The sequence below is a fragment of the Streptomyces sp. NPDC002790 genome, from assembly GCF_040295505.1.
Lineage (GTDB): Bacteria > Actinomycetota > Actinomycetes > Streptomycetales > Streptomycetaceae > Streptomyces.
This window is the reverse complement of record NZ_JBEOVM010000083.1, coordinates 1-14579: the sequence shown is the minus strand read 5'-3', so window position 1 is coordinate 14579 and position 14579 is coordinate 1. Positions and strand designations below refer to the sequence as shown.

9 protein-coding genes are annotated in these 14579 nt (G+C 69.4%); 5 read left to right on the top strand and 4 right to left on the bottom strand.

All coding sequences use genetic code 11. The features are described from left to right. Positions 1-192 precede the first annotated feature (192 nt). Positions 193-945, top strand: coding sequence for a response regulator (locus tag ABT004_RS27355; RefSeq protein WP_351341984.1), 753 nt, complete (start codon positions 193-195; stop codon positions 943-945). Positions 946-953: 8 nt separating this feature from the next. Here ABT004_RS27355 and ABT004_RS27350 read toward each other — a convergent pair whose 3' ends face one another. Both ABT004_RS27350 and ABT004_RS27345 read right to left on the bottom strand, forming a co-directional pair. Beyond that, positions 954-2150 (bottom strand): winged helix-turn-helix domain-containing protein, encoded by a 1197-nt coding sequence (locus tag ABT004_RS27350; protein ID WP_351341982.1) that lies wholly within the window; start codon positions 2148-2150, stop codon positions 954-956. A 65-nt stretch (positions 2151-2215) separates the two neighbouring features. Then, positions 2216-2788 carry a GNAT family N-acetyltransferase gene (locus ABT004_RS27345; protein WP_351341980.1) on the bottom strand — a complete coding sequence of 191 codons (573 nt, stop codon included), beginning with the start codon at positions 2786-2788 and terminating at the stop codon, positions 2216-2218. Positions 2789-3017: 229 nt separating this feature from the next. On the opposite strand from ABT004_RS27345, the gene secA reads away from it, so the two are divergent. After that, a complete protein-coding gene (gene secA / locus ABT004_RS27340; RefSeq protein WP_351341978.1) occupies positions 3018-5840 on the top strand; it encodes a preprotein translocase subunit SecA in 2823 nt (940 codons plus the stop codon). Between the two features lie 246 nt (positions 5841-6086). Here secA and ABT004_RS27335 read toward each other — a convergent pair whose 3' ends face one another. Then, the gene (locus ABT004_RS27335; RefSeq protein WP_351341976.1) at positions 6087-6545 is read right to left on the bottom strand and encodes an Rv3235 family protein; all 459 of its coding nucleotides are present in this window, start codon (positions 6543-6545) and stop codon (positions 6087-6089) included. A 270-nt stretch (positions 6546-6815) separates the two neighbouring features. On the opposite strand from ABT004_RS27335, the gene ABT004_RS27330 reads away from it, so the two are divergent. Next, entirely contained in the window at positions 6816-7334 is a 519-nt protein-coding gene (locus ABT004_RS27330) for a DUF6912 family protein (RefSeq protein ID WP_351341974.1), read from the top strand. Positions 7335-7367: 33 nt separating this feature from the next. Then, entirely contained in the window at positions 7368-8051 is a 684-nt protein-coding gene (locus tag ABT004_RS27325; RefSeq protein ID WP_351341972.1) for an HAD family hydrolase, read from the top strand. Positions 8052-8467: 416 nt separating this feature from the next. Here ABT004_RS27325 and ABT004_RS27320 read toward each other — a convergent pair whose 3' ends face one another. Beyond that, a complete protein-coding gene (locus tag ABT004_RS27320) occupies positions 8468-9034 on the bottom strand; it encodes a DJ-1/PfpI family protein (protein ID WP_351341970.1) in 567 nt (188 codons plus the stop codon). Positions 9035-9498: 464 nt separating this feature from the next. Here ABT004_RS27320 and ABT004_RS27315 point away from each other — a divergent pair, with 464 nt between their 5' ends. Next, positions 9499-14475, top strand: coding sequence for an NAD-glutamate dehydrogenase (locus ABT004_RS27315; RefSeq protein WP_351341968.1), 4977 nt, complete (start codon positions 9499-9501; stop codon positions 14473-14475). Positions 14476-14579 lie beyond the last annotated feature (104 nt).

The window sequence follows — 14579 nt, the reverse complement described above, 5'->3', positions numbered from 1 at the left end:
CCCATTCATCGGGTGCCCCTGAGGTGCGTACGCGCCCCCAGGGGCACCCTTGTGCGACCCCCTTGTGCACCGCACGGCCGTCGCGCCGAGGCCGCGGCATGAAATCATGGCCGGGCCGGGTCAACCGGCGTGCTGGTGCCTCGGGTTGGCGCGGCACAGGAAGACGGGCCGCGGCCTTCAGGGGGAGGAACGATGGCGGACAGCTTCGGAACTGTTCGGGGCGAGGACGCCGGTGCCGGCGAGGACGGTGCCGACAGGGGGCCGGATGCGGGTTCTTCGCGCGAGGAACCCATCCGGGTCCTTGTGGTGGACGACCATGCCCTGTTCCGGCGCGGCCTGGAGATCGTCCTCAAGGCCGAGGAGGACATCCAGGTCGTCGGTGAGGCGGGTGACGGGGCGGAGGCCGTGGACAAGGCGGCCGATCTGCTGCCGGACATCGTCCTCATGGACGTACGGATGCCCAAGAGGGGCGGCATCGAGGCGTGCACCTCCATCAAGGAGGTGGCGCCCAGCGCCAAGATCATCATGCTGACGATCAGCGATGAGGAAGCCGATCTCTACGACGCGATCAAGGCGGGCGCGACGGGATACCTGTTGAAGGAGATCTCGACCGACGAGGTGGCGACGGCCATTCGCGCCGTGGCCGACGGGCAGTCGCAGATCAGCCCGTCCATGGCGTCGAAGCTGCTCACCGAGTTCAAGTCGATGATCCAGCGCACGGACGAGCGTCGGCTGGTGCCGGCGCCCCGGCTGACCGACCGCGAGCTCGAGGTGCTCAAGCTGGTGGCCACGGGCATGAACAACCGGGACATCGCCAAGGAGTTGTTCATCTCCGAGAACACCGTGAAGAACCACGTGCGCAACATCCTGGAGAAGCTGCAGCTGCACTCCAGGATGGAGGCCGTGGTGTACGCGATGCGGGAGAAGATCCTGGAGATCCGCTAGGACAGGCCCTAGGACTGCTGGGAGAGGGCCTCGATCAGGGATTTCTTCAGGGGGGCCGACTCCATGTGTTCCACCCTTACGCTGTCGCAGCCGACCCAGCTCGCCGCTTCGTGGAGTGCCGCTGCCACCGCCGGTACGGCCTTCGGGCCGTCCAGGGAGACCTGCTTGGCGACCAGGGTGCTGCCCGCTCGCGCCGGGTCCACGCGGCCCACGAGGCGGCCGCCGGACAGGACTGGCATCGCGAAGTAGCCGTGGATCCGCTTCGGCTTGGGGACGTAGGCCTCCAACCGGTGCGTGAAGCCGAAGATCCGCTCGGTGCGGGCGCGCTCCCAGATCAGGGAGTCGAAGGGCGACAGGAGCGTCGTGCGGTGGCGGCCGCGGGGCGCTGATTCCAGGGCCGCGGGATCGGCCCAGGCCGGTTTGGAGCCCCAGCCCTCCACCGTCACCGGGACGAGGCCGGTGTCCTCGATCACCGCGTCGAACTGTTCGCTCTTCAGGCGGTGGTAGTCCGCGATGTCCGCGCGCGTGCCGACGCCGAGGGCCTCGCCTGCCTGGCGGACTAGGCGGCGGACGCACGCGGTGTCGTCGAGGTCGTCGTGCAGGAGGGCCGACGGGATCGCGCGCTCCGCCAGGTCGTAGATCCGCTTCCAGCCGCGGCGCTCCACGCAGACCACCTCGCCGTACATCAGCGCGCGCTCGACGGCGATCTTCGACTCGGACCAGTCCCACCACTCGCCCTTGTTCTTCGCGCCGCCCAGTTCCGTGGCGGTGAGCGGGCCCTCCGCGCGGAGCTGCTTGATCACCTGGTCGTAGGCGCCGTCGGCGAGGTGGTGGTGCCAGTGGGGGCGGGTGCGGTAGGCGCGGCGGCGGAAGGCGAAGTGCGGCCATTCCTCGATGGGGAGTACGCAGGCGGCGTGCGACCAGTATTCGAAGGCGTGGGGGGCGGTGGACGGGGCTGTGCCCGGTGTCCAGTACGCCGACTCGATCCTGGTCCGGGGGACCGCGCCCAGGCGGGCGTAGGGGATCAGCTCGTGCGAGCGGGCGAGTACGGAGATCGTGTCGAGCTGGACCGCGCCGAGGTGGCGGAGCACGCCACGTACGCCGGCCTTGCGGTCGGGGGCGCCGAGGAAGCCTTGGGCGCGGAGGGCGATGCGGCGGGCCTCGTCGGCGGACAAGGCGGCGGTGGGACGCGGCGGGGTCGTCATGGCCGGAACGATAGGGGGAGGGTCTGACAACGGGGTGGGGGACCGTCCACGGCGGCTGCGGGTGGTCAGGTCGGGGCCGGGAGGTAGGGCAGGGGGGTGGGGAGGGAGAGGTCGGTGGGGAGGAGGGAGGCGAGCCAGCAGTCGCGTAGGACGCCCTTGTTGGGCAGGGCCGCGCGGAGGGTGGCCTCCAGGGTGAAGCCCGCGCGTTCCGCCACCGTGAGGGAGCCCACGTTGCCGACCTCCGCGCGCCACTCCAGGCGCGTACAGGAGAGGTCGGTGAAGGCCCAGCGGGCCACGCCCAGGACGGCCTCCGTCATATAGCCGCGACCGCGGAACCGTTTGGCCGTCCAGAAGCCGACTTCCCAGGAACCCGCGCGTGGGTGGTGGATGGAGACCGCGCCGACCACTGGGCCGTGGTCCTCGGTCCGTATCGCGAAGGTGTACTCCGTGTCACCGAGCCAGCCGTCCGCGACGACACGGTTGACGAAGTATTCGGCGTCCACGCGCGCGTACGGCGAGGGAATCGTGGTCCAGCGCTGGATGTCGGGGTCCTGGGCCGCGGCGTACACCTCGTCGATGTCGGCGGGCACGAATGTGCGCAGCTGCAGGCGGTCGGTGGTGAGCGTCACGGGGTCCATCGCCCGATTCTGCTCGGCACGCGGCAGGGGCGCCATGACTTTTCATGGGCTGTACCGGCACCTTCGCGGCGGCCCGCGCGTTGGACGTGATGGCAGACCTCCCGGCACGGTGGGGTCCTCGCATACGATGGTCGCTGCTCCAGTAGTCCTTGGTAGTCCCCAGTGATACCTAGCAGTTTTCAGAGAAAACCGACCGTGCCAGGCCCGACCGGCAAGGAGACCAACCCCCGTGTCCGTCCTCCAGAAGATCATGCGTGCAGGCGAAGGCAAGATCCTGCGCAAGCTGCACCGCATCGCGGACCAGGTCAACTCCATCGAAGAGGACTTCGAGAGTCTCTCCGACGCCGAGCTGCGCGCCCTCACGGACGAGTACAAGCAGCGGTTGGAGGACGGGGAGACCCTCGACGACCTGCTGCCCGAGGCGTTCGCGACTGTCCGTGAGGCCGCCCGGCGCGTGCTGGGCCAGCGCCCGTACGACGTGCAGCTGATGGGCGGCGCCGCGCTCCACCTCGGTTACGTGGCGGAGATGAAGACCGGTGAGGGCAAGACCCTGGTCGGCACGCTGCCCACGTACCTGAACGCGCTGTCCGGCAAGGGCGTCCACCTGATCACGGTGAACGACTACCTGGCCGAGAGCCAGTCCAAGCTGATGAGCCGTGTTCACAAGTTCCTCGGCCTGTCCGTGGGCTGCATTCTTGCCAATATGACGCCGGCGGAGCGCCGCGAGCAGTACAACTGCGACATCACGTACGGCACGAACAACGAGTTCGGCTTCGACTATCTCCGCGACAACATGGCGTGGTCCCAGGACGAGCTCGTCCAGCGCGGCCACAACTTCGCGGTGGTCGACGAGGTCGACTCCATCCTCGTCGACGAGGCCCGTACGCCGCTGATCATCTCCGGCCCCGCCGACCAGGCCACGAAGTGGTACGGCGACTTCGCCAAGCTCGTCACCCGCCTCAAGAAGGGCGAGGCGGGCAACACGCTGAAGGGCATCGAGGAGACCGGCGACTACGAGGTCGACGAGAAGAAGCGCACCGTGGCCATCCACGAGCCGGGTGTGGCCAAGGTCGAGGACTGGCTCGGGATCGACAACCTCTACGAGTCGGTCAACACACCGCTCGTGGGTTATCTGAACAACGCGATCAAGGCCAAGGAACTCTTCAAGAAGGACAAGGACTACGTCGTCATCGACGGCGAAGTCATGATCGTCGACGAGCACACCGGCCGTATCCTCGCCGGCCGCCGCTACAACGAGGGCATGCACCAGGCGATCGAGGCGAAGGAAGGGGTGGACATCAAGGACGAGAACCAGACCTTGGCGACCATCACCCTTCAGAACTTCTTCCGCCTCTACGAGAAGCTCTCCGGCATGACCGGTACGGCGATGACCGAGGCCGCCGAGTTCCACCAGATCTACAAGCTCGGCGTCGTCCCGATCCCGACCAACAAGCCGATGGTCCGTGCGGACCAGGCCGACCTGATCTACCGCACCGAGGTCGCCAAGTTCGACGCGGTGGTCGACGACATCGCGGAGAAGCACGGGCACGGCCAGCCGATCCTGGTGGGTACGACGTCCGTCGAGAAGTCCGAGTACCTGTCGCAGCAGCTCAACAAGCGCGGTGTTCAGCACGAAGTGCTGAACGCGAAGCAGCACGACCGCGAGGCCGCGATCATCGCGCAGGCCGGCCGCAAGGGCTCCGTCACCGTCGCCACGAACATGGCCGGTCGTGGTACCGACATCAAGCTCGGCGGCAACCCGGACGACCTCGCGGAGGCCGAGCTGCGCCAGGCCGGGCTCGACCCGGTCGAGCACGTCGAGGAGTGGGCGGCCGCGCTGCCCGCCGCCCTGGAGAAGGCCGAGCAGGCCGTCAAGGCCGAGTTCGAGGAGGTCAAGGACCTCGGCGGGCTCTACGTTCTCGGTACGGAGCGGCACGAGTCGCGGCGTATCGACAATCAGCTGCGTGGTCGTTCCGGCCGTCAGGGCGACCCGGGTGAGTCCCGCTTCTACCTGTCGCTCGGTGACGACCTCATGCGGCTCTTCAAGGCGCAGATGGTCGAGCGCGTGATGTCGATGGCCAACGTGCCGGACGACGTACCGATCGAGAACAAGATGGTGACCCGTGCCATCGCCTCCGCCCAGTCGCAGGTCGAGCAGCAGAACTTCGAGACGCGTAAGAACGTCCTGAAGTACGACGAGGTGCTCAACCGGCAGCGCGAGGTCATCTATGGCGAGCGCCGCCGCGTCCTGAAGGGCGAGGACCTGCAGGAGCAGGTCGTGCACTTCATGGACGACACGATCGACGAGTACATCGGCGCCGAGACCGCCGAGGGCTTCGCCGAGGAGTGGGACCTCGACCGGCTGTGGGGCGCGTTCAAGCAGCTCTACCCGGTCAAGGTCACCGTGGAGGAGCTCGAGGAGGAGGTCGGGGACCGGGCCGGTCTCACCGCCGAGTTCATCGGCGAGGCCGTCAAGGACGACATCCACGCGCAGTACGAGGAGCGCGAGGAGCAGCTCGGCTCCGAGATCATGCGTGAGCTGGAGCGCCGGGTCGTGCTGAGCGTGCTCGACCGCAAGTGGCGTGAGCACCTCTACGAGATGGACTACCTCCAGGAGGGCATCGGGCTGCGCGCCATGGCGCAGAAGGACCCGCTGGTCGAGTACCAGCGCGAGGGCTTCGACATGTTCACCGCCATGATGGAGGGCATCAAGGAGGAGTCCGTCGGCTACCTGTTCAACCTGGAGGTCCAGGTCGAGCAGCAGGTCGAGGAGGTCCCGGTGGCGGACTCCAAGCCCGCCGCCACGTCGCTCGACAAGGCCGACAGCCAGGACGCCGTGCCCGCGCAGGCCGGTGGCCGCCCGGAGATCCGCGCCAAGGGCCTGGACGCTCCGCAGCGTCCCGACCGGCTGCACTTCCAGGCGCCGAACGCCGAGGGCGGTGTCGACGAGGGCGACTTCGTGACCGAGGGCGGGCCCACGCGCTCCTCTGCGGACGGGATGACCCGTGCCGAGCGGCGCAAGCAGCAGAAGGGCCGCCGCCGCAAGAAGTGACGCGAAGCGTGTGACGCGGCGCGTATGACGCGGAGCGTGAAGGGGCCGGGCACGGGGTGCCCGGCCCCTTCACGCGTTCTGGGGCGGGGGACGGGTGCCTGACTGCTTCGCGCGTTCTGGGACGAGGCACGGGTGCCTGGCCGCTTCGCGCGTTCTGGGGCGGGGGACGGGTGCCTGGCCGCTTCGCGCGTTCTGGGACTGGGGACGGGGGCCCGGCTGCTTCACGCGCTCTCGGGCGGGGCTGCGTCACTCGTCGCTGTCCCGGGCTTCCCGTGGTGGGCGGCCGGCGAGTTCTACCGCTGTGCAGCGCCAGCGGTGGTCGTCGCCCAGGGTGAGGCGGAAGGCCAGGGCGTGGAGGCGGGGGCCGACCGCGATGCGGGCGAAGACCTCGTAGCTGCCGGGGGCGGGTTCGAAGTGGCCGATGCCGTGGACGGTCGGCCGGGGGCCCGCGCCGTGCAGCAGGGCGCGGTGTTCCACCAGCCACAGTAGGTCGTCGAAGGCCTGGTGCGCGGCGTGCCGGGCGAACCAGTGCAGGGGCCTGTCGCCGCTGAGCACCAGGAGCAGGCGCTGGGTGAACAGCTCGGTGGGGTGCGGCGGGACCTGGGGTGGGACGCGCCGCGGTGCCGCTCCGGGGCGGCGGGTGTCGCGGCGGATGGGCGGCCGGGTGGTTCCGCGTGGCCCCCGCCTGTTCATGACCTTCTGCACGACGCCTCCCGATACCGACCGGTAACTCCTCGTGGGGATCTTGTACGAGGTCGGAGGGTGCGGCGGCAAGGGCCGGTCGGTGGCGCCGGGGCGCGGCGGAGGGTTCCCCTATCAGGGTGACCGGGCCGTCGCGAGGGCCGGGGCCCCGGGAACGTACGAAGGCCGGCCGAGGGTGGGTGTTGACGTCCGGGCGGACGCGGGCGGCGGCCCGAAGGGGGACGCCCCCACGTATCCTGAAGCCCCCGACGCAGAGCAGAAAGCAGCCGGACCATGCGCGTGTACGTACCTCTGTCCCTGCCTCGACTCGCAGAGGCGTACAAGGCCGGCGAGATCGGGCCCGCGCCCGTGACCGCCTTCGCCGTGACGCCCGCGCTGCGCGAGTGGTACCTGTCCGAGGACATCGAGGAGCTGGAGTACGCGGCGCTCAACCGCGCTGCGCTCGCCTCGCTGCGGCTCGTCGCCGCCGACCCGGGCGCCGCGCGCCGCCGGGTCGTCGTCGCCGTGGACGTGCCGGACGGGTCCGTCGTCGCCGACCCGGACCGGGGGCTCGACCCGGCCGCGCTCGGCGAGCTGACGGTGCGCGAGACCGTGCCGCTGGCGAAGGTCGCCGCCGTGCACGTCGACTCGGGCGACGCCGACGCCGATGTCACGGCCGCCGCGGAGGCGCTGGCCGCGGCCGACCGGGGCGACGGTGACGCGCAGTTCGTCGTGGACGGCGCCGAGGACCATGACCTGTTGTGGTTCGCCACGCAGGAGATCCCGGGTCTTGTGGGTGAGGGCGAACACTGAGGGACCCGGCTCAGGGGTGGGTAGTTTCTTGTCATGGGGAGTGACTTCGGGATGCACACGGGCACGCACATCGTCTGGGACTGGAACGGCACGCTGTTCCACGACAACGACGCCGTCATCCGCGCCAGCAACGCGGCCTTCGCGGCGGTCGGCCTTGAGCCGATCACGTTGGAGAAGTACCGCGAGCTGTACTGCATACCCATCCCCAAGTTCTACGAGCGGCTGATGGGCCGGCTGCCGACTCAGGCCGAGTGGGCGGCGATGGACGGCGCGTTCCACCAGCACTACGCGCGGTACGCGGTGGACTGCCGGCTCACCGAGGGCGTCGAGCTGCTGCTGGCCGGCTGGCAGGAGGCCGGGCGCAGCCAGTCCATCCTCAGCATGGCGGGGCATGAGGAACTCGTGCCGCTGGTACGGCAGTTGGGGATCGCGGAGCGGTTCGTGCGCGTCGACGGGCGGACGGGGCCCTCCGGGGGGAGCAAGGCCGAGTACATGGTGCGGCACCTGGGGGTTCTCGACGGTGTGGCTCGGGAGCGGACCGTGGTCATCGGGGATGCGGCCGACGATGCGGTGGCGGCGGGGGCCGCGGGGGTGCGGGCGGTTCTCTATACCGGGGGGTCGCACAGTAGGGCGAGTCTTGAAGGGGTGGGGGTGCCGGTCGTGGACACGTTGGGGGATGCGGTGCGGGTGGCGGAGCGGATGGTTGCGGCGGCGTGAGGGGTGTGTTCGGTCGTCGGTGGGACTGAAAGATCGGGGCTCTGCCCCAAACCCCGCGCCTCAATCGCCGGCGGGGCTTGATGGGCTCAATCGCCGCACGGGCTTGAAAGGCCTGCTCAATCGCCGCAGGGGCTTGAAAAGCAGGGACTCGGGTGGGCATAGGTATACGGATCCCGATGGCCCGTGCGGAGATGCGTATACGGGGCTCCGGGGATACCGATGCCGGGGGGTGTGGGGATCGGCAGGCTGTAGGGGTGTCGCGTGGTCCGGAGGAATGGCGTGGCGGGGTGTCGGACGGCAGTGGTCAACTCCTCACGGCTGTCGTGGCATCGACCCCTCGTCGCTGCGTCCGGGGCACGGCGCGTTTCGGTGGCTGCCCTCGTCGGCGGGGCAGCCACCGCACTTGCGTGTCAGGGTCAGGACGTAGGTGCCTTCGCCCGCAGCACCGTCAGGAACTCCCGCATCCAGCCCGAGTGGTCCGGCCAGGCGCGGGAGGAGACCAGCGTGCCGTCGACCACCACCTCCGCGTCGTGGAAGGTGGCGCCCGCCGCCTGCATGTCCGGTTCGAGCGCCGGGTACGCCGTGACGCGCCGGCCCCGCAGCCCGTCCACTGCCGCCGTCAGGAGCGGGCCGTGGCAGATCTGCGCGACGGGCCTGTCGGTGTCGAAGAAGGACTTGACGATCTTGCGGAGCTCGGCGTCGCCGCGCAGGTACTCCGGCGCCCGGCCGCCCGGGATCACCAATGCGGCGTACTGGCCCGGGTCGACTTCGGAGAAGGCCAGGTCGGCGGGCCAGGTGTAGCCGGGCTTCTCCGTGTACGTGTCGAAGCCGGGTTCGAAGTCGTGGACCACGAACCGGAGCTTCTTCCGGGTCGGGGCCGCGATGTCGACCCCGTAACCCTCCTCGCGCAGCCGCTGGTACGGGTACAGGACTTCCAGCGACTCCGCCGCGTCGCCGGTGACGATCAGGATTTTGGGTGCCATTGGTCACACACTCTCCTCGCCGGGATCCGCCGTGTCGTGCGCCCAACGTGTCGCCGCGCCGCTGCGCTGGCAAGAGCCCGTACTGCGCAAGGGCTCCAGGGGTTCTGTGCAGAGTGTCAAAGTTCGACCCCCCGTTTTGTACACAAGCGGCTCATGACGACGCACCCTCGGGGAGCGATAGCCTGGTCCCGTGATCAGCGCGATATCTCGCGGGGGCATCGTCGCCCCCTGCCCGCGCCGGGAGCTCACGACCCGCCACAGCAGTGGTCGTGCCCGGCGCTCAGTCGCTGATCATTTCGGGCGGATGGCCTCTTCGTTGAAAACGGCGCATTGTGGTCCGCTCTTCTCTCATCCCGGCATAACGTCGTCTCAGACCGGAAACCCCGCGTCGAGGCGTTGTGTCGAGCGATTCATCTACGCGACATCTACGTCTCGCAACGGCGCGCGACAGGAGCCAGAGGACAATGCAGACCAAGCTGGACGAAGCCAAAGCCGAGCTGCTCACCAGGGCCGCCCGGGTAGCTGAGAACAGCCCGGTAGGGGGGAACCTACCGACCGGGGCGACGGGCGAGGGCACGCGGGCCACCGGGACCACCAAGACCGCCCGGTCAGCCGGGACCTCCAAGGACCCAGACAGCGTGCTCGCGTTCCTCCAGCGCTACTACCTGCACACCGCACCGGAGGATCTGAGCGACCGTGATCCGGTCGATGTCTTCGGGGCCGCGCACTCGCACTACCGCCTCGCGGAGAACCGCCCGCAGGGCACGGCCAACGTGAAGGTGCACACGCCGACCGTCGAGGAGAACGGCTGGACGTGCAGCCACTCGGTCGTCGAGGTCGTCACGGACGACATGCCGTTCCTGGTGGACTCCGTGACGAACGAGCTGTCGCGGCAGGGGCGTGGCATCCACGTCGTCATCCACCCGCAGATCACCGTCCGGCGCGATGTCGCCGGCAAGCTCCTCGAGGTGCTGCCGGCCGGCACGTCCACCGAGGACCACGACGTGCTCACCGAGTCGTGGATCCACGTCGAGATGGACCGCGAGACCGACCGCGCCGACCTCAAGCAGATCACCTCCGACCTGCTGCGCGTCCTGTCCGACGTACGGGAGTGCGTCGAGGACTGGGAGAAGATGCGGGACTCGGCGCTGCGCATCGCCGAGGAGCTGCCGGGCGAGCCGACCGCCGGGGACCTGCCCGACCAGGAGGTCGAGGAGGCCCGCGAGCTGCTGCGCTGGCTGGCCGCCGACCACTTCACGTTCCTCGGGTACCGCGAGTACAACCTCTCCGAGGACGACTCGCTGGCCGCCGTGCCCGGCACCGGACTCGGCATCCTGCGCTCCGACCCGCACCACGAGCGCGACGAGCACCACCCGGTGTCCCCGTCCTTCAACCGGCTGCCGGCCGACGCCCGTGCCAAGGCCCGCGAGCACCGCCTGCTGGTCCTCACCAAGGCCAACAGCCGCGCCACCGTGCACCGGCCGAGCTACCTCGACTACGTCGGCGTGAAGAAGTTCGACTCCGAGGGCAATGTCGTCGGCGAGCGCCGCTTCCTCGGGCTGTTCTCCTCCGCCGCGTACACCGAGAGCGTGCGCCGCGTCCCGGTCATCCGGCGCAAGGTCCAGGAAGTCCTGAAGGGCGCGGGCTTCTCGCCCAACAGCCACGACGGCCGTGACCTGATGCAGATCATGGAGACGTACCCGCGCGACGAGCTGTTCCAGACGCCCGCCGACGAGCTGCGCCCCATCGTGACGTCCGTCCTGTACCTCCAGGAGCGCCGCCGGCTCCGGCTCTACCTGCGCCAGGACGAGTACGGCCGCTACTACTCGGCCCTCGTCTACCTGCCGCGCGACCGCTACACGACGGGCGTGCGGCTGCGGATCATCGACATCCTCAAGGAGGAGCTCGGCGGCACCAGCGTCGACTTCACCGCGTGGAACACCGAGTCGATCCTCTCCCGGCTGCACTTCGTCGTCCGCGTTCCGCAGGGCACCGAACTGCCGGAGCTCTCCGACGCCGACAAGGACCGCATCGAGGCCCGCCTCGTCGAGGCCGCCCGCTCCTGGGCCGACGGCTTCGGGGAGGCGCTGAACGCCGAGTGCGGCGAGGAGCGCGCCGCCGAACTGCTGCGCCGCTACGGCCAGGCGTTCCCCGAGGGCTTCAAGGCCGACCACTCGCCGCGCGCCGCCGTGGCCGACCTGGTCCACCTCGAACAACTCACGCAGGAGAACAAGGACTTCGAGCTCTCCCTGTACGAGCCGGTGGGCGCGGCCCCCGGCGAGCGCCGCTTCAAGATCTACCGGATCGGCGCGCCCGTCTCGCTCTCCGCCGTCCTGCCGGTGCTCCAGCGCCTGGGCGTCGAGGTCACCGACGAGCGCCCGTACGAGCTGCGTTGCAGCGACCGCAAGACGGCGTGGATCTACGACTTCGGCCTGCGCATGCCGAAGCCGTCGAACGGCAACGGGGACGACCTCGGGGCCGACGGCCGCGAGCGCTTCCAGGACGCCTTCGCCGCCACCTGGACCGGCCTCGCCGAGAACGACGGCTTCAACTCCCTCGTCCTGGGCGCCGGTCTGAACTGGCGTCAGGCGATGGTGCTGCGCGCGTACGCCAAGTACCTGCGCCAGGCGGGGTCCACTTTCAGCCAGGACTACATGGAGGACACCCTCCGGACGAACGTGCACACCACGCGCCTGCTGCTGTCGCTGTTCGAGGCGCGGATGTCCCCGGACCGGCAGCGCGCCGGGACCGAGCTGATCGACGGTCTGCTCGAAGAGGTCGACGGCGCCCTCGACCAGGTCGCCAGCCTGGATGAGGACAGGATTCTCCGTTCCTTCCTCACCGTCATCAAGGCGACGCTGCGCACGAATTTCTTCCAGGAGGCGGGGGGCGGCAAGCCGCACTCGTACGTCTCCATGAAGTTCGATCCGCAGGCCATTCCGGACCTGCCCGCGCCGCGGCCCGCGTACGAGATCTGGGTGTACTCGCCCCGTGTCGAGGGCGTGCACCTGCGCTTCGGCAAGGTCGCGCGCGGTGGCCTGCGCTGGTCGGACCGGCGTGAGGACTTCCGTACGGAGATCCTCGGCCTGGTGAAGGCGCAGATGGTGAAGAACACCGTCATCGTGCCGGTCGGCGCCAAGGGCGGCTTCGTCGCCAAGCAGCTGCCCGACCCGTCGGTGGACCGCGACGCCTGGATGGCCGAGGGCATCGCGAGCTACAAGACGTTCATCTCGGCGCTGCTCGACATCACCGACAACCTGGTCGCCGGTGAAGTGGTCCCGCCCGCGGACGTCGTCCGTCATGACGAGGACGACACGTACCTCGTGGTCGCGGCCGACAAGGGCACGGCGTCCTTCTCGGACATCGCGAACCAGGTCGCCGAGTCGTACAACTTCTGGCTCGGTGACGCCTTCGCCTCCGGCGGCTCGGCCGGCTACGACCACAAGGGCATGGGCATCACCGCCCGCGGCGCCTGGGAGTCCGTCAAGCGGCACTTCCGGGAGCTGGGTGTCGACAGCCAGTCCGAGGACTTCACGGTCGTCGGCGTCGGCGACATGTCCGGTGACGTGTTCGGCAACGGCATGCTGCTCTCCGAGCACATCCGCCTGGTCGCCGCCTTCGACCACCGGCACATCTTCATCGACCCGAAGCCCGACGCGGCCACCGGCTTCGCCGAGCGCCGCCGGATGTTCGAACTGCCGCGCTCCTCGTGGGCGGAGTACAACAAGGAGCTGATCTCGGCGGGCGGCGGCATCTTCCCGCGCTCCGCCAAGTCGATCCAGCTCAACGCCCACATCCGCGAGGCCCTCGGCATCGAGTCCGGCCAGGCGAAGATGACCCCGGCCGAGCTGATGAAGGCGATCCTCCAGGCGCCGGTCGACCTGCTGTGGAACGGCGGCATCGGTACGTACGTCAAGTCGTCGGTCGAGTCCAACGCGGACGTCGGCGACAAGGCCAACGACCCGATCCGCGTCGACGGCCAGGACGTGCGCGCCAAGGTCATCGGCGAGGGCGGCAACCTCGGCGCGACCCAGCTGGGCCGCATCGAGTTCGCCCGCGGCGGCGGCCGCGTGAACACCGACGCCATCGACAACAGCGCGGGCGTCAACACCTCGGACCTCGAGGTGAACATCAAGATCCTGCTCAACGGGTTGGTCTCCGACGGTGACATGACGGTCAAGCAGCGCAATAAGCTGCTCGCCGCCATGACGGACGAGGTCGGGCACCTGGTGCTGCGCAACAACTACGCGCAGAACACGGCGCTCGCCAACTCCTGCGCCCAGGCGCCGTCCCTGCTCCACGCCCATCAGCGGTTCATGCGCCGCCTGGGCAAGCAGGGCCACCTGGACCGGGGCCTGGAGTTCCTGCCGACCGACCGGCAGATCCGTGAACTCCTCAACTCCGGCCGGGGGTTGAGCCAGCCGGAGCTCGCCGTCCTCTTCGCGTACACGAAGATCACGGCGGCGGACGAGCTGATCCAGACGTCCCTGCCCGACGACGCGTACCTGCGCCGCCTGCTGCACACGTACTTCCCGAAGCCGCTGCGCGAGAAGTACGGCGAGGCGATCGACGGGCACGCGCTGCACCGCGAGATCATCACGACGGTCCTCGTCAACGACACGGTGAACACGGGTGGTTCGACGTTCCTGCACCGCCTCCGTGAGGAGACGGGCGCGTCCCTGGAGGAGATCGTGCGGGCGCAGCTCGCCGCGCGCGAGATCTTCGGCCTCAGCGAGGTCTGGGACGCGGTCGAGGCGCTCGACAATGTCGTCGCCGCGGACGTCCAGACCCGGATCCGCCTGCACTCGCGGCGACTTGTCGAGCGCGGCACGCGGTGGCTGCTCAACAACCGCCCGCAGCCGCTCCAGTTGGCGGAGACGATCGACTTCTTCAAGGAGGACGTCACCAAGGTCTGGGCGGAGATGCCCAAGATGCTGCGCGGCTCCGACGCCGAGTGGTACCAGGGCATCGTCGACGAGCTGACCGGCGCGGGTGTGCCGGAGGAGCTGGCGGAGCGTGTCGCCGGGTTCTCGTCCGCGTTCCCGACGCTCGACATCGTGCAGATCGCCGACCGCATGGGCAAGGACGCGCTGTCCGTCGCCGAGGTCTACTACGACCTCGGGGACCGGCTCTCCATCACGCAGCTCATGGACCGCATCATCGAGCTGCCGCGTTCCGACCGCTGGCAGTCCATGGCCCGCGCGTCGATCCGTGAGGACCTGTACGCGGCGCACGCCGCACTCACCGCCGACGTGCTGGCGGCGGGCAACGGGACCTCGACGCCCGAGCAGCGGTTCAAGGCGTGGGAGGAGAAGAACGCGGCGATCCTGGGCCGGGCGCGCTCGACCCTGGAGGAGATCCAGAGCTCGGACGCGTTCGACCTGGCGAACCTCTCGGTCGCCATGCGCACGATGCGCACGCTGCTGCGTACGCACTCGTAGCGGGTACGCGGAAGGGGGCGCCCCCCCGCCGGATGGGGGCGACCGCGCGCCCCGGGGAGGAGGAGGCGCGTCCGACCGGCGCGCGCGGGCCGGCGGCTCGGCGG